The following is a 20,982-nucleotide window of genomic DNA, read 5'->3' on the forward strand; positions in this document are numbered from 1 at the left end:
TGCTGTCCAGATTGTCGCTAGCGTAACAAGGGTAACTGGGGAAGGCCGGCACAGCTGGCTGCGCGGGGGAAAGTCGATGCTTGATCTGTTTGAACTGACGGCGGTGATCCTGTCGGTCACCACCATTGCCTGCTGGATCAACGCCAAGACCTTGAAACTGCCGGTTGCGGTGGGATTGTTGATCGTTGGCCTGGCGTTTAGCGGCGTGGTCGCGCTGGCTGACCTGGCGAAGCCCGACTGGGCGGTTGGCGCCATGTTCAAATCAGTCGAGCAGCAGATTGATTATCCCAAGCTCGTGCTCAATTTCATGCTGGCCTATCTGCTGTTTGCGGGTGCGATGAACGTTAACATCGCGGCACTCATCCAGCGGGGGTGGGCGGTTGCGGCGCTGGCTGTCTTTGGCACCGTGATCACCACTGGCCTGATCGCGGCGGCCTTTTGGGGTGTATGCGCTCTTGCCGGGATCGCCATGCCGGTCAGCTGGGCATTGGTGTTCGGCGCGCTGATCAGCCCGACCGACCCGATCGCCGTGCTGGCCATGACCAAGCGGACCGATCTGGAGCCGCGTCTCCAGGCCCAGCTGGAAGGCGAGGCGCTGTTCAATGACGGCGTGGCGGTGGTGTTGTTCAAGGCATTGCTGGCCTATGCCATTGGCCAGACCGGTGGTGGCGAGGCAGCACATACCGATTTGGTGGTGCTGGCCCAACACGCGGGAATCGAAGCTTTTGGCGGCATCGCGCTGGGGCTTGCTGTTGCCGTCATCGCCGTGGTGATTTTGTACGCCGTCAATGACTGGATCACGGAAACATTGATCACCGTTGCCACAGCGACGGTGGTTTATGCCGTTGCCCTGCATTTTGGTCTGTCGGGGCCGCTGGGTGTTGTGGCGGCTGGGTTGGTTCTGGCGACAAATTGGGCGGATGCTTCGCTGGCCCCCCATGCGAAGGAATATCTGCGCCCGCTATGGCATGTCATCGATGAAGGGATGAATGCCGTGCTGTTCTTCCTCGTCGGCATCAAGGCATTCGCGCTTGATTTCACCCCGATGGCGCTGGCGCTGATGGCTGCCGGTGCTGCCATGGTGCTGATAGCGCGCTGGATTGCAATCGCATCGCTTGGCGTCATCATGATTCCCTTTGGCCAGCGATTTCCGATCAAACTCTATAATGTCCTCACCTGGGCGGGGGTGCGGGGCGGGTTGTCAGTCGCGCTGGTGTTATCGTTGCCCGACATCCCTGAGCGCGAGGCCATTTTCGCCGCCTCGCTTGGGGTCGTCATCTTCTCGATCGTGATCCAGAGCATGACGATGGAGGCGCTGGCCCTGCGCACGGGCTATGGCAGCGCCAAGGTCAATCCGGAGGCGACGCACTGATCAGGTCTGGGCGAGCGCCTCGGCGATCAGCTTGCGGCTGTTCTCGATCCCGTAAAGCGCGATGAAGCTGCCCATGCGCGGGCCTTGCGATGAGCCAAGCAAGGTTTCGTACAGGGCGCCGAACCAGTCGCGCAAATTGTCGAAGCCGCCTTCGTTGCCGATCGCATAGACGATATTCTGCAGATCGACCGCCGAGGTGTCGGCGGGGAGCGGTGCCAGTTCGCGCTCGAGGCGCTCGAGGGCAGCAATTTCTCCGCCTGCGGGCTTGCGCCGTACAAGCGTCGGCGCGACGAAATCGCGGTTATAGGCGAGCGCGTGACCGATCAGGGCGTCGAGCTCGGGGCTGATATCCCCCTCGACATAATTGCTGAGATACCCGCGCACCTGCTCTGCCGTTGCCCCTGCGCCCAGAACGCCGACCAGATTCAGCAGCAGCCCGAAGGTCACCGGCGGGTTGGTATCGGGCACGGCACCGTCATGGATATGGTGCGCCGGATTGCCGAGCCGCTGCTCGACAGGCTGGCCTGCATAATTGCCGCGGAACTGGAAATAGTCGTCCACCGCGCGCGGGATGACGCCGATGTGGAGCTGCTTGGCCTTTTTCGGCTCGCGATAGGCGAAGAAGGCGAGGCTCTCCTGCGTGCCATAATCGAGCCATTGCTCGAGCGTCAGGCCATTGCCCTTGGACTTGGAGATCTTCTCGCCCTTTTCGTCGAGGAACATCTCATAGATCAGCCCCTCGGGCGGGCGGCCGCCGAGCACGCGCGCGATCTTGCCGGACTGGATGCCGCTGTCGATCAGGTCCTTGCCGTACATTTCGTAATCAACGCCCAATGCGACCCAGCGCATCGCCCAATCGACCTTCCATTGCAGCTTGGCTTGGCCGCCGAGCACGCTTTGCACCAGCACCTCGCCGTCGCTGTCAGTGAAGCGGATCGTGCCGGCTTCCGCATCAACCACTTCAACCGGTACTTGCAGCACCACGCCCGTCTTCGGACTGATCGGCAGCACGGGCGAATAGGTGGCGGCGCGCTCCTTGCGCAAAGTCGGCAGCATCACCCCCATGATCGCCTGATAATGGCGCAGCACGCCCTTGAGCGCGTCGTCGAACACCCCCGCCTCGTACTGCGAGGCGGAGGAGATGAACTCATACTCAAAGCCGAAGCGATCGAGGAAATCGCGGAGCATCGCGTTGTTGTGCGCGGCGAAACTCTCGAACTTCTCAAACGGATCGGGAATGCGGCTCAAGGGCTTGCCGAGATTTTCGGTCAGCATCGCTTGGTTGGGCACATTGTCCGGCACTTTGCGCAGCCCGTCCATGTCGTCAGAAAACTCGATCAGCCGGGTCGGCGCGTCAGACATCGCCTGGAAGGCGTGGCGCACCATCGTCGTCCGCAGCACCTCGTTGAAGGTGCCGATATGCGGGAGCCCGGAGGGGCCATAACCGGTTTCGAAGATGATCGCCGCGTCAGCAGGCTTGCCGTCGGGATAGCGTTTCAGCAGCTTGCGCGCCTCTTCATAGGGCCAGGCCTTGGAAGCGAGTGCGGCGGTGCGAAGATCGGTATCAGTCATAGCCCCAGCATGTGCCGCGTTCGGTGTGAAATCGCAAATTCGTTTCCGGTCAGGCGGGGGCAAAGTTGCGGAAGTTGCGGGCTGCCAATGCCTTTCTGCAACCGACGCCCATGGCGCTGCGGCGCGGCAATCGGCTGGGATCAAGCGTGGTCGACAGGCGAACAATCTGTCAGCTTCAGCCCTTTGTAGGACAGCGCAGGCGAATCGCGTGCCGCCAACATGGCCGGGGGAGCGACACCTGGCCGGTGCCGCTCCCCGGCAGCGATGGTTAGAGATGCTTCCAGAAGATGACCTTATGCTCGCCCTCGTCGTAGAAGTCGCGGATGCGGGCTTCCTCGCTAAAGCCCCGCACCAGATAGAAAGCGCGGCTATCGGCATAGGCGTCAAGCGCCGACGTCTCGACGATCAGCACGCGGGCGGCATCGGTGCGCAGCCGTGCCTCAAGCGTGGCGACAAGCGTGCTGCCCACGCCCTGCCCTTGATCGCCGGGTGCGACGGCGATGGCGAGCAGGTTAAACGTGCCTTGGGTCGCGCGCTCGGGCTCGCAATAGGCAAAGCCGCAGAGCCGCCCACCGATCGTGGCGACGAGCCAGATATGCGGCGCGGTACCGTCGAGAAAGGGTGCTGCCATATCGGCGAGCATAGCCGAGGGGAACAGCCCGGTCGCCTCCAGTACCGGGGCAATGGCGGGCAGGTCGGTCCGCAGCAGGGGGCGCACGTTGATAAGATAGGTCATGAGAATAGCCACCTTCACACGCGCCTGACGAGGGCGCGGTTGATACGATCGGCCCAGTTTGGGGGCCGAGGTCTGGGCCGTGCATCATGCACGGCGGGAGGCTGTTAGGCGGACATAGGTTGACCATTACCGCTTGCTGAAGACGAGCACAACGTTGCCGCTTGTCAATAACTGAATCGTTATATAAGCAGTATGTTATGGAAAGCGCGTTGGACCGTCAGTTCGCAGCCTTGGCAGACCCGACGCGGCGGGCGATTCTCGCGCGCCTCGCATCGGGCGAAGCGACCGTGGCCGAGCTGGCGCGCCCCTTCGGGATCACGCAACCCGCCATTTCCCGCCATCTGAAGGTGCTCGAAGCGGCTGGGTTGATCGAGGCTGGCAAGATGGCCCAGTCGCGTCCGCGACGGCTCAAGGCCAGCAGCCTGGACGGGGCGCGGCTCTGGATCGACGGTTTGCGCAGCCTCTGGACCGACAGTTTCGACCAGCTCGATCAGTTTCTGCAGCAGGACAAGGACTAGATGACATGGCGACGGCGCGCTTCACGATAACGCGGACATTTGCTGCGCCGCTCGCCCGTGTTTGGGCGGCGTGGACCGAACCGGAGCAGCTCGCCGCCTGGTTCGGGCCGAAGGGCTCGGCGGGCAGCATGCTGGCGTTCGACCTGCGCCCCGGCGGCGAATGGCGTGGCCGGATGGAGGCGCCCGATGGGGCCGAGATGTTCAGCAAATTTGTGTTTCAAGTGGTCGAGCCGCCAACCCGGCTGGTCTGGGTTCATGGATTCGCGGATGCCGAGGGCAACCGCGCTCGCGCAGCGTTCGCGCCGCTTTTCCCGCTGGAGATGTTGACGACGGTGTTGTTCAGTGAAGCGGAGGGTGGCACCCGGATTGACCTTAGCTGGGAACCGATCGACGCCACGCCCGAGGAATGCGCCTCCTTCGCCGAGATGATGGCATCGATGACTGGCGGCTGGTCCGGCAGCTTCGACCAGCTGGATGCCCTGTTCGCCGAATAAGCGAAGCGGCGACGGCTAGATGTTGCCATTCTGTTCAATGACGGCGACAAGCGGGTGTGACTCTGCTCCCCTACCCCGCGCTCCACGCAAGCCATGGCGGCATCTGGATCGCGCATGAGGGCGAAACGCGGCAGGTCGGGCGCGGCGAGGCGATCAGGCTTGCCGCCGATACGCCGATGATCATGCTCAATGCCGCGCTGGTCGGCCAGCGGCTGGGCTATGCCGAGCTGTCGGGGCTTGATCTGCTGGAATTGTTCGCGTTTCTGCGCTCGGCGCAGTTCATGGTGCCGACGCCGCGCGGCCTGGCGCGCGCGACGGGGATTGACGAGCCGCTTCGCGACGACCTGATCGCGCCGTTCCTGCGTGCCGCCGCCGCCGCCCTGATTGCGCAGACCAAGGGCAATTGGCCAGAGCGCGAAGGGGCGTGGACGTCGTTGCAGGCGCTGGCCCGGCTACGCTGGCCGTGGGTGCCTGCCTTGGTCGACCGGATCGCCAAGCCCGAAACGGCGGAGCGCTGGTTGTTCGCTAAACTGCCCGAATGGAGCGAGGGCGCGCCTCGTCCGGCGCCGCGCACTGTAACGATCGACCCAGCGGAAACGCAGGTCCGCCTCGCGACGCTAACCGGCAGTGCAGCAGAGCAGCGCCCCGGCCAGCGCGCCTTTGCCGAGGCGGCGACCGCCGCCTTCGCCCCCCGCATGATGCGCGATTCGCCCAATCTGGTGCTGGCCGAGGCGGGCACTGGGATCGGCAAGACGCTCGGCTATCTCGCGCCTGCCTCGCTCTGGGCCGAGCAGGCGGGCGGGGCGGTGTGGGTCTCCACCTTCACCAAAACGCTGCAGCGGCAATTGGGGCATGAAAGCGCGCGCCTCTTCCCCGATGCCGCCATGCGCCGCGCCAAGGTCGTCACCCGGAAGGGACGCGAGAATTACGCCTGCCTGCTCAATCTGGAAGATGCGTTGCAGGGCGGATTCCAGGGGCGGGCAGCGGTGCTCGCGCAGCTGGTCGCGCGCTGGGCAGCCTATAGCGCGGATGGCGATATGGTTGGCGGCGATCTGCCCGGCTGGCTGCCGACGCTGTTCCGCCGCAACGGCCCGACCGCGCTGACCGACCGGCGCGGTGAGTGCGTCTATGCCGGCTGCCCGCATTACCGCAAATGCTTCATTGAAAAGGCGGCCCGCGCGAGTGCGGACGCCGATATCGTCATCGCCAATCATGCGTTGGTGATGGTCAACGCGGCACGAGGGCGCGAAACGGCCACCCGCCCCAGCCGCTATGTGTTCGACGAGGGGCATCATCTGTTCGACGCCGCCGATTCGATGTTCGCGACCGCGCTGACCGGGCAGGAAACGATCGAATTGCGCCGCTGGGTGACTGGCCCCGAATCGGGCGGGCGTGGCCGGCGGCGCGGGCTGGCGGCGCGCCTGTCGGATGTCGCGAGCTATGATGCGGAAGGCGCCCGGGCGATTGGCGAGGCGGCGGAGGCGGTGCGGGCGTTGCCGACGGATGGCTGGCTCGGCCGAATCGGCGAGGGGCAGCCCTTTGGGGCAATCGAGGCATTGCTCGCGGCGGTGCGCGGGCTCGTCTATGCGCGCGACGATAGCAAGGAAGATGCGGGCTATGGCCTGGAAACCGAACTCGCCGAGCCCGATGCTGCGTTGATCGACGCGGCGGGGCAGGCTGGCCAAGCGCTCGATTCGCTCTATCGCCCGTTGGTCGCGCTCGGGCGGCGGCTTGAAGCGGTGCTGACCGATGGCCCCGATTGGTTGGACGGCCCAGCGCGCGCGCGGATCGAAGGGGCAATCGCCTCACTCGCCTGGCGCGCCGATACCGTTGCGGCCTGGCTAGCGCTGCTGTCGCGCGTCGGCGGCCCGGCCGATCCTGACTTCGTCGATTGGCTGGCGGTCGAACGCGTCGAGGGCCGCGAATATGACATCGGCATCCACCGCCGCTGGCTCGATCCGACGCGGCCCTTTGCCGAAATTGTGCTGAAACCGGCACAGGGCGTGCTGATCACCTCGGCAACGCTGAAGGGCGGGGGCGACTGGTCGGTGGCGGACGCCCGTACCGGCGCGCATCATCTCGCGCATGCGGCGGCGCATTTCGATGCGCCGAGCCCGTTCGATTATGCCAATGCCGCCGAAGTGCTGATCGTTACTGACGTGAAGCGCGGCGACACCGGCGCGCTCGCCAATGCTTACGCCCGGCTGATCGTTGCGGCGGGGGGCGGCACGCTGGGGCTGTTCACGGCGATCCGGCGGCTTCGCGCGGTCCATGCGCGGATCGCCGATCGCCTGGCGCGCGAGGGGCTAGCGCTGCATGCCCAGCATGTTGACCCGATCGATACCGGGACGCTGGTCGACATTTTCCGCGATGACATGCGCGCCTCGCTGCTCGGCACCGATGCGTTGCGCGACGGAGTCGATGTGCCCGGCCGATCGCTGCGGCTGGTGGTGATGGAGGGCGTGCCCTGGGCGAAGCCGACCGTATTGCACAGCGCCAGGCGACTGGCCGGGGGCGGGGCGGCCTATGACGATCGCTTCGTCCGCGCCCGGTTGGCGCAGGCGTTTGGGCGGCTGATCCGGCGCGCGGATGATCGCGGCGCCTTCGTGCTGCTCTCCGCTGCGATGCCCTCGCGCCTGCTGAGTGCCTTCCCGCCCGGTGTGCCAATTGTTCGCGTCACCCTCGATGAAGCGGTGATTCGTGTTACGAGGCGTCTTTCATCCGTCACGCTGCTGGGGCATGAGGCAAGGAGTGGGGCCTGAATCGGAGTGGGCATGAAGACGCTGACACTGCTCAGACATGCCAAATCCGGCTGGGACGACCCGGCTGCGCGCGATTTTGATCGGGCGCTGAACCCGCGCGGCAAACGCGCCGCTGCGCAAATTGGTCGCTATTTGCAGGCGCAGGCGATCAGTTTTGATCATGTCATCGCCTCCCCCGCTGTGCGCGTGGTCGAAACGCTTGATCATCTCGCCACCGGCTATGGCCAGCCGCTAGCGCCTGATTGGGAGCGGCGGATCTATCTTGCCTCTGCGGCAACCCTGCTTGATCTGGTGAGTGTCCTACCGGACGGTGTCGAGCGGGTGCTGCTGGTCGGGCATAATCCGGGGCTTGAGGATCTGGTGCTGATGCTGGTGCCCGAAGGCGAAGAACCGGATTTGCGTGACGAGGTCGAGATTAAGTTCCCAACGGCAACGCTGGCCGAACTTGTCTTTACCTGTGACCGTTGGGCCGATGTCCCGGCCCATGCTGCCACCCTGACGCGCTTTGTCCGTCCGCGTGATCTCGATCCAAGCCTTGGCCCGGACAGCGAGGATTAAGCCTTTTTTTCTTCAAGCTTAGCTTTAAGTCCGGCCAGGGCGCCGAACGGCCCGGCTTCCTCTTCCGCCAATACGCCGGCTTTGCGCAGAATCGCATCGGCATTGGGGCTACGCGGAAAGGGCTCCAGCGCCAGCGCCATCGTTTCAGCAGTGGCCTCACCCAAATCAATGGCACCGCCGTCAAACGGAATGATGTCGAGGGCGTCGAGGCTTAGCTCGATCTCTTCCGCAGGAGGGTCAGCTGGCGTGTCAGCGACGAAGCACAAGGCGACCTGCTCATCGATTCGCGCAGAGAGCGGCTCGCCCGTGGCGACACAAGCCTGAATCACGTCAGCCGTAACGCGGCCCTCGGCAACAATACCAGCCGGTGTCCGCGCCACCAAATAATCGCCGTTGAGCCGGACGATCTCGATCAGGCCGAACCGCGTCGCCAGCGCTGCGCGTTCGGCGGCATTGGCTGCAACCGCAATGCTGCGTTTGCCTTCCCCGATCGTCTCAACCCTTTCGGGCCGGTGAAATTCGGGGCGAGTCGCGTCGGGGGGCGTCATCCGATCTGCCCCGCCAATATTGCGGCTGACTCTTGTCCGGCCAGCCGCTCGCGCAACCCAAGCAACTGCGCGCTGACATGGGCAACCGCGTCCTCACCAGGGTCATTACCGCGATACAGGTTGCGTCGCAGCGCCGGCGCCAGATCATCGCTGGCCAGTGCCTCGCGATAAGCGCCAAGCCGGCCGCCCAACATGCTCATCATCTGGCCGACATTTTTGCCGATGCCGACATCGCCAATCCCGCTTTCGCGCAGCTGGCCGTCCATATCGTCGATAAACTGCTCGGTCAGCTGGGCAACCCGGCCAGCGCTTGACGGATCATCCTCCAGGCGCAGCAGCACCAGCGCCAGGATTGCCGCGATCATATCAAACCGGCCGTCAATCGTGTCAGGCACCGCGCCGTCCAGATACCAGTGCGGCTGGCGGCCATTGGCGATAATCGCCGCATAGAGTGGCGCCGTCGGCGATGGCCGTGGCGCCCCGAACAGCTTGTCGATCAACCCCATCACAACTCCAATCAGCGCCCCGCCTTGTCTGGCGGCGATCTCCGGCATATTGAGGCTCGTTCGGCATGATGCAATGCGTGCCTTTGTCCGCGTGCCCGCCTGGGAGAGTCTAATGCGCCGTTTATCCACTCGTATCGGGATTTTGCTGATGATCGGCGCGGCCGGTGGCGCGCTGTCGGGCTGCACCCGGCTCAACGGCCACCAAGGCTATGTCGTCGATGTCGATCTGGTCAACTCGGTCCAGCCGGGGGTCGATAATCGCGCCTCGGTTGTCCAGGTGCTTGGCAAACCAACCTTGACCGGCCAGTTTGATTCGGACGCATCAGGGGAAGCGCGCGAATATTATTACATATCCCGCGATACACGCTTTTATGCGTATAACAGTCCACGTCCGCGGGTGCAGACGGTGTTGCGGGTGCGGTTTGACGACAAGGGCGTGGTAACAGCGGTCGATCGCACCGGCATTGAACAGGTTGCCTCGATCAATCCCTATGGCAAGACAACCCCAACGCTGGGGCGCCATCGCACCTTCTTTGAGGATCTGTTCGGCAATATCGGCACCGTCGGTTCCGGCTTGCCACCAGGGGCCAACCAGGGCGGTGGCGGGCGCGACACACCTTAAACGCTGCGGGCGTTGGATCAGCGTACCAATCCTTTCTCCAGGATGACTGACGCGTTCGAGAATCGTTCAGCGCGACTCGGGCAACTTCATTCTCAGACGGCACCCATATCCCCCTTGGGCGTTATGTCTGGTACGAAGAATGGAGAAGCATCATGCGTAAATTGATCATCATGGGTTTGATGGCCGCAACTATGCTGCCAGTGGCGGAGCAGCGTGATCTTGACCGCGCCTATCGTTATGGCGACCAGCGCGATATCCGCCGCGAACAACGCGATGTTCGCGAAGCCCGGCAGGAATTGCGCGAAGACCGGTTCGATCGCGACCGCGCCTGGGGTCGCAACGACTGGCGCGGCTATCGCAATACCCATCGTGACCTGTACGGTCGCGGTAACTGGAACGCCCCGTTCCGGTACAACAACTTCCGCGCCGGCGTTCGGATCGCGCCTGGGTTTTACGGTTCGCGTTACTTCATTGCCGATCCGTGGCGCTATCGTCTGCCGCCAGCGCGTGGCTTTAATCGCTGGGTGCGCCACTATAACGACGTGTTGTTGATCGACACGCGCCGGGGCGTCGTGGTCGACGTGTATCGCGGTTTCTTCTTCTAAAGGCGCGATCGCACTTTACCGAAAAGGCCAGCGTGGTGTGAAAGCCGCGCTGGCCTTTTCATGCTTGCGACGCCGACTTCAGCGCATCGTGAAAATCACCTGATCGACCACGCGCCCGCTCAGATCGATCAGCCGCAGCCGGTGCCGCCCCGGCCCCGCCAGTAGCAAGGGATGCCCGTCAGCCGCACCCAGATCCTTGGTGTCTAGCTCTAACCGATGTGCCGCTGTCGCCCCCGACACGCCAATCGCCAGTTTTTGGCGGCCAATCGGGATATCGGGATCAAGCGCATAGACGCTGCCCGCAACGGGATTGGTGATTCGGGGGCGCCGTGCGGTATCGGGCGCGCCGGCAATCCGGGTCTGGCCGGTGCCGACCAGGAAATATTCGCGCCTGGGCTGTTCGATAGCACCGCCAAAGCTGATCTGGCGCGCCTCGATGCCGGGGGGCATTGCGGGCGCCGCGCTGCCGCGCGCGTTGATTGCCAGCATGATATCGCGCCAGACCGGGGCGGCACCGCTGGTGCCCGATACAGCCCGCATCGGATCGCCCTCCAGATTGCCGACCCAGACCCCTACGGTGAAGCGCTTTGAAAAGCCGATGCACCAATTGTCGCGCAGGCCCTTTGATGTGCCCGTTTTCACCGCTGCCCAAAAGGGCAGGCGCAGGGCGCTATCAAGGCCAAAGGTGCCGGCCCGGGCATTGGGATCAGCGAGCATATCGCTGACGATCCAGGCAGCGGCCGGTGTGGTGATGGCGCGCGGGGTGGCGGGTTTGTCGGCGGCCGTCAGCCGCAGCGCTGACCAGCGCCCACCAAGCGCGAGCGACCGAAAGGCGGCAACCTGCTCAAGCAGGGTCACTTCCGCCGATCCAAGCGCCAGCGAAAAACCATAATATTGGCCATCCTCGGTCAGGCCACGATAGCCGGTATCCCATAGCCGGTCGCGAAACGGCTCGACGCCGATGAGGAGCAGGGTGCGGACCGCTGGCACATTGAGCGACCCCGCCAGCGCGCTGCGGGCCGAGACCGGTCCCTTGAAATCGCGATCATAGTTTTGCGGCACATAAAGGCCCGAAGCAGTGTCGAGCTGAACAGGTGAATCGTCGAGGATTGACGCCGCAGTCAGATAGCCTTTCTCAATCGCATCGGCATAAAGGAACGGCTTGAGGGTCGACCCGGCCTGGCGATAGCTCGCCGCGCCATCGACGGCGGCAGCGGTTGAGGCACCGCCAACCCCGCCGACATAAGCGAGCACATCGCCGCTTTCATTATCAACCACCACCACCGCGCCGTCACGGGCGCGGGCGCCGCCCAGCCCGCGCAACTGGCGGACAAGGGCTGCAATCCCGATCCGCTGGGTCTGGGCGTCAATCGTCGTGGTGACCTTGAGACCAGCCTTGGTCAGCAAACGGTTCGCGAGATGCGGAGCAAGCCCCGGATCAAGCGCCAGGCTGCGCGCCGGGCCGAGCATCGACCAGGCGGCACCGTCAAACCGAGTGCAGTCGGGGGCATGGGCTAAGGCACACGCGCGTCGGGCGACTTGATCGGGACGGGCCTGGGGATCAGGCAATAATGCCGCCAGCAACAGCGAATCATCGCGCGACAGCGCATCGGGGGTCTTGCCGAACAGGCCAAGCGCTGCCGCGCCAATCCCCTGCGCCTCGCCACGAAACCCTGCCAGGTTGATATAGGCCTCAAAAATCTGATCCTTGCGCCAGCCGCGTTCGAGCGCCCAGGCCGCGCGCATCTGGCGCAGCTTGTCCCGCCAGCCGCGCGCGCCGGGCGCGGCAAGATCGTTGCTCAAATAGCCCGCAACTTGCATCGACAGCGTGCTTGCCCCGCGTCCATGCTTGTTCTGCACCCGATCGCGGACCGCCCCGGCCAAGGCCAGAAAATCAACCCCACCATGGCTGTAGAATCGCTTGTCCTCGGCGGCGAGCAGCGTGTCGCGGGTGGCCGGCGACACGCGGTCAAGCGGCGTCCAGGCCAGCCGTCGCGCCGCGAAATTGACGCGTGCACTGTCAATCAACGTGCCGTCGCGCGCATAAAGCCAGGCTTCGGAGGGCTGCCAGGCGCGGCGCACCTGCGCATAGCCCGGCAATGGTGGCGGCTGGGTGGCATAATCAAGCGCGACCCCCGCGAGAACGACCAGTACCAGCCCGCCCAGCGCATAATCGGTCCGCCGCCGCGCCTTTATCCAGGCAATGGTTCCCGCCCAAAGCCGATCGGGCTGATCAGCCAGCATCGCTCGCAATCGACCCCGCCACTCCATTTCAGTGCCAGTTCATGTCAATTCGGCAGCACTGTCACCGGCGCATTGGGCAGAGCGGCGCGGATCGCGGGCGAATACATCGCCTCAACCTGGGTGGGTGGCAAGTTGAAGCGGCCCGATCCGTTGAGCCTGACGGTGTAGCTCACCGTGAAGGCGCCGCGCGGCACCCAGGCAAAATAGCCGCGCCAAGTCGCGCCACCGCGCTCGACATAGCTGGGGGATACACCGGCATTGCCGGTGACCTGCGCCAGCAGTGAGGATTGCCCACCCTGATCGCCAATGATTGTTGCCCCCGCTGGCACCGGATCGCTCACCACCACCCAATTGCGCTCGGCTGAGGCGTCGACGGTAATCGTCACCTTCAGTACATCGCCGCGAGTCAGCAAGCCCGCTTTGCGCGCCTGCACCACCGCGACCGACTTGGTCATTTTATAGCCGGCGTTGAGCGGCTTGGTGAGCGGCACTGCCGCCGATACCGATACCATCGCCCATGGCCCCGCCCCGCCGCTCTGCGTCAGTTTGAGCGGCGCTGGCGTGCTCGGCAGCGGCAGGCTGACGAAGCGTGATGGTTCGGCAAGCGGCCAGGCGCGAGTGAGCGTCGCGCTCCCGATCGACGCCGTGGTCACCCCGGCAACCGCTTCAGCCGGATAGACGCCCGCAAATTTCCGGGCGGCGATCGCTCCCCAAGCATTGGCAGTGGTGGTATCCCAATGGCCGCGCGACTGGCGAAGTGCCACGCCGACCATCATCCGCGGTGCATCATCCTGCCAACCGGGCCGGCCAAGCACGGACACCAAAGCCTTGATCGCGGCCTCGTCGCCCGATGACATCAGCCACCAGGCGGCGCTTGACTGATCGCTCAGATCAAGCCGGGTGCCTTCATAAACCAGCCGCTTGCGCAATTCGGCCTGGGCGGCGGTTTTCAGCGCCGGGGCATTGGCAAGACCCTGAAGCTTGTCCAGCGCCACCAAATAATCGGCCAATTGAGCGGTCGGCATTTCATTGGTGGCCAAGCCGATCTGGCCGAGCATCGCCGGGGTGGCGGCACCGGCGCGGGCGAGCGCGGCAAAGGCGGCGATGCGTTGCAACCGGACATCGCCATAATCCTCATGCCGGACCCGGCCATCGACCACTGCCTTCAGCCCCTCGATCATCCGTGCCCGCGGTCCTTCGGGGATTGGCAGGCCTGCTTCAGACGAAATCGAGAGGACATAAGCCGTCAGGGCTTCGGACCCTTCCAGGCTGTCCGAGGGCCAATAGCGCAGCAGGCCATCTTGTGCCTGATAGGTGGGGATATCGCCCGCCAGCGCGGTCCAGCCTGCGACATCGCCAAGCGCAACGATCCGCGACAGCCGCTGTTCGAAGCAATTATAGGGATAAGCAGTCATGTAACTGCGGACCCCGGCGAGCGGCGGTGCAAGCGTATCAGCCAGCCGGATATCAACGCTGCCACGCCCCGGCAGCGCTCCCACCGGGGCCGTGATCGGAATCGATGTCCCCGCTTCGACGCGAGCGAGCGTCGCCGCCCAGACTTCGACCGGTATTGCCGGTACAATCTGCTGGTCGACCGTGATCCGATCGACCGCCTTGCCGTCTGCGCTTTTGGCGGACACCTGCCAGCGCAGACTGTTCAGGCCTTCGCGCGCGGTCAGGTTCCAGGCGACGGGGGCGGCTCCACCGGCCGGGATCGTCACCGTGAGCGGCTTGCCGGTGGCGACGCGCGGCATCAGATCGACCGTCGCGGTGACCGTCAACGGCTTGTCGGACGCATTGCGCAGCGTGAACACCGCGCCGAACTGGTCACCGGTGCGCACCAATGGCGGAATCCCCGCAAAGATGCTCAGGTCCTGCGCCGCGCGGATATCGGCCTCGCCCGTGCCGAAGAGTTGCGCACCCTTGGTGGCAATCGCCACCAGCTTGAAAGAGGTGAGCGCGTCATTGAGCGCGACGGGCACGCGGGCATGGCCATTGGCATCAAGCGCGACACGACCCTTCCACAGCAGCACCGGCTGGAAATTCTCGCGATTGAGCCCGGAGAGATCGCCACCGCCGCCACCGCCCGCTTCGACCGCCTTCTTGCCATAATGGCGCTTGCCAACGACCTGGGTCTGCGCGGTCGAGGTGAGGACCGAGAGCGAGCGCTCGCCCATCATCGCACTCAGCACGTCCCAGCTGTCATTGGGGGCGAGCTGGAGCAGCGCTTGATCAACCGCTACAAAGGCGACATCAGCGCTCGCTGCGGGCTTGCCATCGGGCATTTTCACATCGACATCGACTTGGGCCACGTCGCGCGCGGCATAGCGTTCACGATCGGCTTTGACGGTCACGCCGAGGCGATAGGCGTCCCAGCCGACTTTCACTTTGGCAATGCCGATTCGGTAAGCGGGCTTGCTGAGATCGACCAGGGCCGTCGGCTCGGGCGTGGGTTCATGCTTGGCGATGATGCCCATCATCGCGCCGATATCGCTGAGCCAGTCCCAAAATCCGGGCTGAATGCGACCGCGCACCGCCATCACCGAGACGAAGACGTCGGGGGCGTAGCTGCCCGGCATCGCGACCTCAATCACCGGGTCCTTGCCGCTCAACTGCGTAACGAAGCTGGACAGCACGCCTTCCCGCTCAACCGTGACCAGCGCGGTTGCTTCGCGGAAGGGCATGCGGACCTGGAATTTGGCGGTTTCGCCGGCTTTATATTCAGGCTGTTCGGGGATCAGATCCATCCGGTCGCCATTATCGCCGCCAAACCACCAATCATCATCGCCAACCAGCCACGCCGATTGGGTGCTGCGCGCCAGATTGCCGGCGGCATCAGTGGTGGTCGCCACGGCATAGACTTCACCCGATACGCCGGGATTGATCGCGCACAGTGCCAGTCCCTGTGCATCGGTGGTCACGGTGCAGCTGGTGCTGAGCTTGGTGGTCTTCATTTGATTGTCATAGGCATAGAAGCCGCCGATCAACCGGCGCCGCGCCGTCAAAATCTCCCGATTATACAGCGCGACAGTGATCTTCTGGTTGGCGATCGGCTTGCCGCCGGTATCGACTGCGACCAGGCGCAGGCGCAAATCGTCCTGCTTCATCAACCAGCCATCGGTCTTGATGCCGATCCGCACGCCCGCATCATAAATCGGGATGCTGCGCGAAGCAGTGAGCACTTCGCCATTGGCATCCTGATAATCCATTTCGACCAGCATATTGGCGGGCCCATCAAGCGATTGCGGTATCTCGATCCCGGTGCGCGCTGTGCCATCCGCCCCCAGGGTGACGGGCAGGGTCTGGGTTGGCGGCAAGGGAGTCTGTTCTTCCTCGCCATCGCCGTTCATCGGCTTGACGCCCTCAGTCACCGCTTTGCCGCCAAAACTATAGGCTTCATAGTTTTTGGGAGTGCCAATGCTGCCGAACCAGCCAACGCGTACTTCGACCGGGAGCCGCGATGCGCCGCCGCCCGAAAGATAGCCGACAAACAGATCAACCGGCAGTGTCTTTGGCCGGATTGCCGCTTCTTTGGGGCCGCTGACGCTGGCCCGCATCGTCGGCAGCCGGTATTCGTCAACCTTGAACGACTGGTTGGTATAGATCGTCTTGTCGCCGTCCGTGGTCTTGGCGATGATCTGCAGATCATAATCGCCCATCGGTGCGCCTTGCGGTGCTTTCCAGCTCGATTCGCCAACCCCATTGGCGTCGATCGTCAGCGGCAAATCAAATTGCGTGTCGGACCCGCGGTGCGACAGCCGCAGCGTGCCCGTGAAGGCAGGGCCGGCCGCAAAGCCACCCGTTACCGGCTTGCGGACGATATGCTTCATGTTGATCGTCTCGCCCTGGCGGACCAGCGCGCGATCAAACACGGTGTGGACAATGTCGTCCTGCGCCGAATAGCCATAGGGCAGATCGAAATCATAGGGGCGGATGCCGTCGCCCCAATCGGTAAGCGTGAAGCTGAAATCATCGTCCTTGCGGGCCGATACCATCAGCGCATGAGACGATCCTTCGCCGTCGCAATCGCTATAGGTTTCGGGCGTCGGTAGACCCGATGGGAAGAACAACCCGCCGCTCTTATCGGTCACGCCGCGCGCCAGCACCTTGCCAGTGCAGCTATCGGTCACGCGGACTTCGGCATTGCCGACGGGCTTGCCGCTATCAAGCGCGGTGACCCAGGCGAGGCTGCGATCCCGACCCCATTTGAAATGCACCGCCATGTTGGTGACGAGGGCGGCGCTGGCGACATAACGCGGCGCGGCACGACCCAGCAGCGCCTGGCCGAGTTTGGGGCTGGCCAGCTCGACCACGTAAAAGCCCGGTTTGGTCAGCGGAATCCCGACGACTTCGAAATCCTTGCCTTTGCCGGGCAACCCGATGTTGATCGCCGCGCCCTGATTGGCGGTAAGAATGGCGCGCGATCCCGTGTCGTTGATCGTCACCTTTTCTTTGCCGCGCTGTTCCTCATGGCTGGCATAATCATCGGCATCATCAACCGTGCGCAGCCAGCGCGCGACATCGCCATCTGTGGCGTCAATCTTCAGCGTCTGGCCAGCGACGCTGAGATTGCGGCCCTGCAGCGCGGGTTCGATATTGCGGACTGTCACCGGCAAGATGCCGCCTTCGCGCGCCTCCAAGATGCCGAAGGGCGCGGCGAACTTCACCAAGGGGGGCGCTTCGTCAAAGCGGATATCGAGCGGGAAACGCTCGGCATTGGAAAGCGCCCGGCCGCTCTCATCTGTGATGGCCGCAGGCAGGATCAGCTTTGCGGTGGTTGCAAAGGGCAGCGGCGTCGCAAAGCTGATATCACTGACGGTCGCACTCTTTTTTGCTTCATTATCAAAGGATGGAGTGAGCGAGCGGCCATCGGCGGTCTGGATGCGGATCTGCTCGGCGAGCGACTTGGCGATCGGTGCTGAAAAGCGAACCCATGCCTTTTCGACGGGGCTGCACCCGGCCTGCGGATTGACTCGGCCGCATTCGAAGCGCGCGGCAAAGGGCTTGCGAACGGTGTAATCAAAGCGTTGATCGGCCCCGGCGAGCTTGCCGCCAGCGCCGGCAATCTTGCCCGACCAGATGATCGCCATGTCCCGTCCGGGCGGCAGCGGCCGACGACATTTCAGCGCCGTTATCCCCGCTGTCATCGCCTGGCGATCAGCTTGGGCCGCCGGAATGGCGGCTGGCAGGCCCGCGGTTTCAAGGAAATTGCTCACCTCGTAGCGATCGGTACCAAGATCAGCGAGCAGCTTGGGGGCGACATCGGCACCGAGCACGTCAACCGGGATTTTTTCGCCAATCCCGTCAACTGCGCAATAGGCATTGGCAGCGACCGACGCCGGGGTCGCTGGCATATTGGCGGCGATCAAGAACACCTGATCTTCTTCAATCTCGCCGCCATATTGGCCGGGCAGGATCGCGCGGGCGACCGGCCCGCCGGCATCAACCTTGAAGCTGCGCTGACCGCCAACGGCATAGCCCGACACCGTTTTCAGCCCATCGATCAGATCGAAGCTGCACGCCGTGCCGCCGGGGAGCGGCGTTTTGAATTCATGGACAAAGGTTTGTTGATCGACCCAGCGGCCTTCGCCGGCGATGGCACAATCGACCTTGAACGGGGCAGCGGCGCGCGGGTCACCCAGCGCGACGATCGGTTGGCTGAACCGGACGGTGAAGCGCTCGATTGCGCCGTTGCCGATACCCGGCGTTGCAACAATCACCTGCGGGGTGTTGTCGCCGGAAGCACTGATAGGTGCGACCACAAGGGCCAGAAACGCCAGACGGGTTACCAGCTTCATTGTCGCTTCCTCGCTCAAATGAGGCCGCAGGCTACCGGTCGGCGGGGTGCCGGTCCAGTAATGAATCGCGCGTTAATGCAATGGCTTGCGCGGAAAGGCCGAGTAAGGAACAACAGGCGAGGCGCGAATCGAGGGGAATTCATCATTGATCGGCTGGGAAGCGGGTGTCGCACTGGTCGATATTGTCGCGCGCGAAGCGATGCTGTTTGCGGCAATGGGCTTCGTCCTGGGCGGGGTTGACGACCTTGCGGTTGATTTGTTGTTTCTGGGGCGTGCCGCTTGGCGGCAGCTGATCCGATCGCGCCGGACTGCGCCGAGCCTGGCGGATTTCGCCGCCCCTGAGCCGCAGGGGCGACTCGCAATTTTCGTGGCGGCCTGGGATGAAGCGGCAGTGATCGGGGCGATGCTCTCTAGTGCGCTCGCCCGGCTCGATCATCCCGATTATCATATTTATGTCGGCACCTATCCCAATGATCCCGCGACCATTGCCGCCGTTGCCGGGGTTGCGGCGCGTGATGATCGGGTGCGGATCGTGATCGGTACCACACCTGGCCCGACAACAAAGGCAGCCAATCTCAACAGCTTATGGCACGCGCTGGCACGGTTTGAGGCAACAGATGGTATCCGTGCTCGTGCGATTGTCCTGCATGATGCGGAGGATGTGGTTCACGCTCAGGAGCTCAGAGTCTTTGATCGATTGATTGGTCGCCATGTCGCGGTCCAGTTACCGGTGCGGCCCTTAGTGCAGCCGGGTTCGCGGTTGGTATCGGGCCATTATTGCGATGAATTTGCTGAGGCACACGGCAAGCAGCTGATCGTGCGGCAGGCGCTGGGCGTGGGCATGCCGCTGGCCGGGGTTGGCTGCGCGATTGCCCGGACGGCGCTGGTTCAATTGGCGGCGGCGCGCGGTGGCGATCCATTTGATGCCGATAGCCTAACCGAGGATTATGAGCTTGGCCTGCACCTTTCGGCGCTTGGCGGGCAGATCAGCTTTGCGCGCATTCGCGAATATCCTGGCGGGCCAATGGTCGCCGTTCGTGCGTATTTTCCGGCCAAAGTTGAAGATGCCGTGCGGCAAAAAGCGCGTTGGATGATCGGCATTGCGCTGGCCGGATGGGATCGCATCGGTTGGGGTCGGCGACTTGATCTTGGCGATCATTGGATGCGGATGCGTGACCGCCGCCAGCCGATTGCCGTGCTTGTCTTGGCGGCCGCCTATCTGGCGCTAGTGGCCACAGCCCTGTCCTGGTTGGGTCATTGGCTGGTCGCAACACCCTCGGCACCCGGTGCGATTCCGCCCCTGATCTTGCTCGCTTGTAGCCTATTGCTTGCCTGGCGATTGGTGATGCGCGCCGTCTTTACCGGGCGCGCTTATGGCGCTCGCGAAGCGCTTTGGTCGATTCCGCGTGCTTTGGTCGGCAATGTCATCGCCCTGCTCGCTGCCCGCCGGGCGATCCTGCGCTATGTCGCCATGCTGCGCGGCGCAGCGTTGCGCTGGGACAAAACGACCCATGCCTTCCCGAATCCCGAACATTATGCTGCGGCGTGACGGGTCGCGGTAGCCCGCTGCGCTTTCTGGCGCTGGTGCTGGGACTCTGGGCGGCGGCACGTATTGTAATGTTGTGGCCAGCCCATGTGCTCCCGCGCCCTAAACCATTGATGCGCGATGCTTTTGTCGGTCCGGTCGATCCTGCCCCGCGCTCGATCGCGCGGTCCTTGCCCGTTTTGGGGCCCGTTTTGGAAAAGGGTGGCTCTGTGCGGTTTGCGCCCAAATGGCTGCGCGCCGAACGCCACCGCCTGCGGGCGACACGCGCGGCGCTGATTGAACCGCTGCCTGCCGTTGCGTCACCTCCATCGATCGCCAAGCTAGATCTCCCTGAAAGGAAGATGCCGTCGATACTGCTGCCATTACAGGCGACGACTGCACCTGCTCCCATCCGTCCGGATTTCCGACGGGGCAGTTTGCCCGATACGCCTCCGTCGGCACGCTGGTCAGGCAGCTTCTGGCTGATTGCGCGCGATGGGCGGGGCATCGGTGCCAGCCTTGTCGGTAGCCAGATCGGCGGCAGCCAAACCGGGGTTCGACTGGCTTATGCGCTTGGTGATGCCCGCCGGGTGGCAATCGTGGCCCGGGTTGCATCGCCACTGTCCGGTCCCGGTCAGGAAGCGGCGATCGGGCTGGAGTGGCGACCGACGCGTTTCCCGGTTCGGCTGCTGGCAGAGCAGCGCATCGGGATTAATGGAGTGCGGGGTGGCCCGGCGATTGGGATTGTCGGGGGCGCCGGTCCGCTGCCGATTGCGGCTGGCTTGGTCGCGGAGGGCTATGGGCAGGCGGGGATCATCGGGCGTGACGGCGGGATTGGCTATGCCGATGGGAGTGTGCGCATTGGCCGCGAGGTCGCGGTCATTGGCCAAAGTCGGCTTGATCTGGCGGTGGGCGGCTGGGGGGCGATCCAACCCGGTGCCGCTCGGCTCGATATCGGCCCTACCATCGCCGCGCGACTGCCAGTTAGGGGCAAGCAGGTACGGCTGACGATTGACTGGCGTCAGCGCGTGGCGGGCGATGCTCGTCCCGGATCGGGGCCAGCCGTTTCGATCGGCACCGATTTCTGACGCCAAGCCGGTCGGGCTTCCGCGCTGCGCCCGA

The 20,982-nt window shown here is 64.0% G+C and carries 15 protein-coding genes; 9 read left to right on the forward strand and 6 right to left on the reverse strand.

Annotated features, from left to right (window positions below):
- Positions 1–76: 76 nt before the first annotated feature.
- Complete coding sequence (locus B7Y43_RS07705) at positions 77–1,372, forward strand: sodium:proton antiporter (RefSeq protein ID WP_374131045.1); 1,296 nt, start codon at positions 77–79, stop codon at positions 1,370–1,372.
- On the opposite strand, the gene B7Y43_RS07710 is transcribed toward B7Y43_RS07705, so the two are convergent.
- Both B7Y43_RS07710 and B7Y43_RS07715 read right to left on the reverse strand, forming a co-directional pair.
- Positions 1,373–2,944, reverse strand: coding sequence for a lysine--tRNA ligase (locus B7Y43_RS07710; protein ID WP_374131046.1), 1,572 nt, complete (start codon positions 2,942–2,944; stop codon positions 1,373–1,375). It lies immediately after the preceding gene.
- A 268-nt stretch (positions 2,945–3,212) separates the two neighbouring features.
- Entirely contained in the window at positions 3,213–3,680 is a 468-nt protein-coding gene (locus tag B7Y43_RS07715) for a GNAT family N-acetyltransferase (protein ID WP_374131047.1), read from the reverse strand.
- A 197-nt stretch (positions 3,681–3,877) separates the two neighbouring features.
- On the opposite strand from B7Y43_RS07715, the gene B7Y43_RS07720 reads away from it, so the two are divergent.
- The 4 genes from B7Y43_RS07720 (at position 3,878) to B7Y43_RS07735 (ending at position 8,012) form a co-directional block, all read left to right on the forward strand.
- On the forward strand, positions 3,878–4,198 hold the full coding sequence (locus B7Y43_RS07720) for a helix-turn-helix transcriptional regulator (RefSeq protein ID WP_374131048.1): 321 nt from the start codon (positions 3,878–3,880) through the stop codon (positions 4,196–4,198).
- Positions 4,199–4,203: 5 nt separating this feature from the next.
- Complete coding sequence (locus B7Y43_RS07725; RefSeq protein WP_374131049.1) at positions 4,204–4,692, forward strand: SRPBCC domain-containing protein; 489 nt, start codon at positions 4,204–4,206, stop codon at positions 4,690–4,692.
- A 62-nt stretch (positions 4,693–4,754) separates the two neighbouring features.
- A complete protein-coding gene (locus B7Y43_RS07730; protein ID WP_374131097.1) occupies positions 4,755–7,454 on the forward strand; it encodes an ATP-dependent DNA helicase in 2,700 nt (899 codons plus the stop codon).
- A 12-nt stretch (positions 7,455–7,466) separates the two neighbouring features.
- A complete protein-coding gene (locus tag B7Y43_RS07735) occupies positions 7,467–8,012 on the forward strand; it encodes a histidine phosphatase family protein (protein ID WP_374131050.1) in 546 nt (181 codons plus the stop codon).
- Here B7Y43_RS07735 and B7Y43_RS07740 read toward each other — a convergent pair.
- Both B7Y43_RS07740 and B7Y43_RS07745 read right to left on the reverse strand, forming a co-directional pair.
- Complete coding sequence (locus tag B7Y43_RS07740; RefSeq protein WP_374131051.1) at positions 8,009–8,560, reverse strand: DUF177 domain-containing protein; 552 nt, start codon at positions 8,558–8,560, stop codon at positions 8,009–8,011. The genes B7Y43_RS07735 and B7Y43_RS07740 overlap by 4 nt on opposite strands.
- Positions 8,557–9,114 carry a ubiquinol-cytochrome C chaperone family protein gene (locus B7Y43_RS07745; RefSeq protein WP_374131052.1) on the reverse strand — a complete coding sequence of 186 codons (558 nt, stop codon included), beginning with the start codon at positions 9,112–9,114 and terminating at the stop codon, positions 8,557–8,559. Before B7Y43_RS07745 ends, B7Y43_RS07740 begins: the two co-directional genes overlap by 4 nt.
- Before the next feature lie 64 nt (positions 9,115–9,178).
- On the opposite strand from B7Y43_RS07745, the gene B7Y43_RS07750 reads away from it, so the two are divergent.
- The gene (locus B7Y43_RS07750; protein ID WP_374131053.1) at positions 9,179–9,688 is read left to right on the forward strand and encodes an outer membrane protein assembly factor BamE; all 510 of its coding nucleotides are present in this window, start codon (positions 9,179–9,181) and stop codon (positions 9,686–9,688) included.
- A gap of 152 nt (positions 9,689–9,840) precedes the next feature.
- The gene (locus B7Y43_RS07755; RefSeq protein WP_374131054.1) at positions 9,841–10,293 is read left to right on the forward strand and encodes an RcnB family protein; all 453 of its coding nucleotides are present in this window, start codon (positions 9,841–9,843) and stop codon (positions 10,291–10,293) included.
- A 78-nt stretch (positions 10,294–10,371) separates the two neighbouring features.
- Here B7Y43_RS07755 and pbpC read toward each other — a convergent pair whose 3' ends face one another.
- Positions 10,372–12,537 (reverse strand): penicillin-binding protein 1C, encoded by a 2,166-nt coding sequence (pbpC, locus tag B7Y43_RS07760; protein ID WP_374131098.1) that lies wholly within the window; start codon positions 12,535–12,537, stop codon positions 10,372–10,374.
- Between the two features lie 44 nt (positions 12,538–12,581).
- Positions 12,582–18,335, reverse strand: a complete 5,754-nt coding sequence (locus B7Y43_RS07765; protein ID WP_374131055.1) for an alpha-2-macroglobulin — start codon at positions 18,333–18,335, stop codon at positions 12,582–12,584.
- A gap of 148 nt (positions 18,336–18,483) precedes the next feature.
- Between B7Y43_RS07765 and B7Y43_RS07770 the strand changes: the two genes are divergently transcribed.
- Together B7Y43_RS07770 and B7Y43_RS07775 are read left to right on the forward strand one after the other, a co-directional pair.
- Entirely contained in the window at positions 18,484–19,884 is a 1,401-nt protein-coding gene (locus B7Y43_RS07770) for a glycosyl transferase family protein (protein ID WP_374131099.1), read from the forward strand.
- The gene (locus tag B7Y43_RS07775) at positions 19,881–20,948 is read left to right on the forward strand and encodes a hypothetical protein (RefSeq protein ID WP_374131056.1); all 1,068 of its coding nucleotides are present in this window, start codon (positions 19,881–19,883) and stop codon (positions 20,946–20,948) included. Before B7Y43_RS07770 ends, B7Y43_RS07775 begins: the two co-directional genes overlap by 4 nt.
- The last annotated feature ends 34 nt before the right edge of the window (positions 20,949–20,982 follow it).

The sequence above is a fragment of the Sphingomonas sp. 28-62-20 genome (assembly GCF_002281505.1).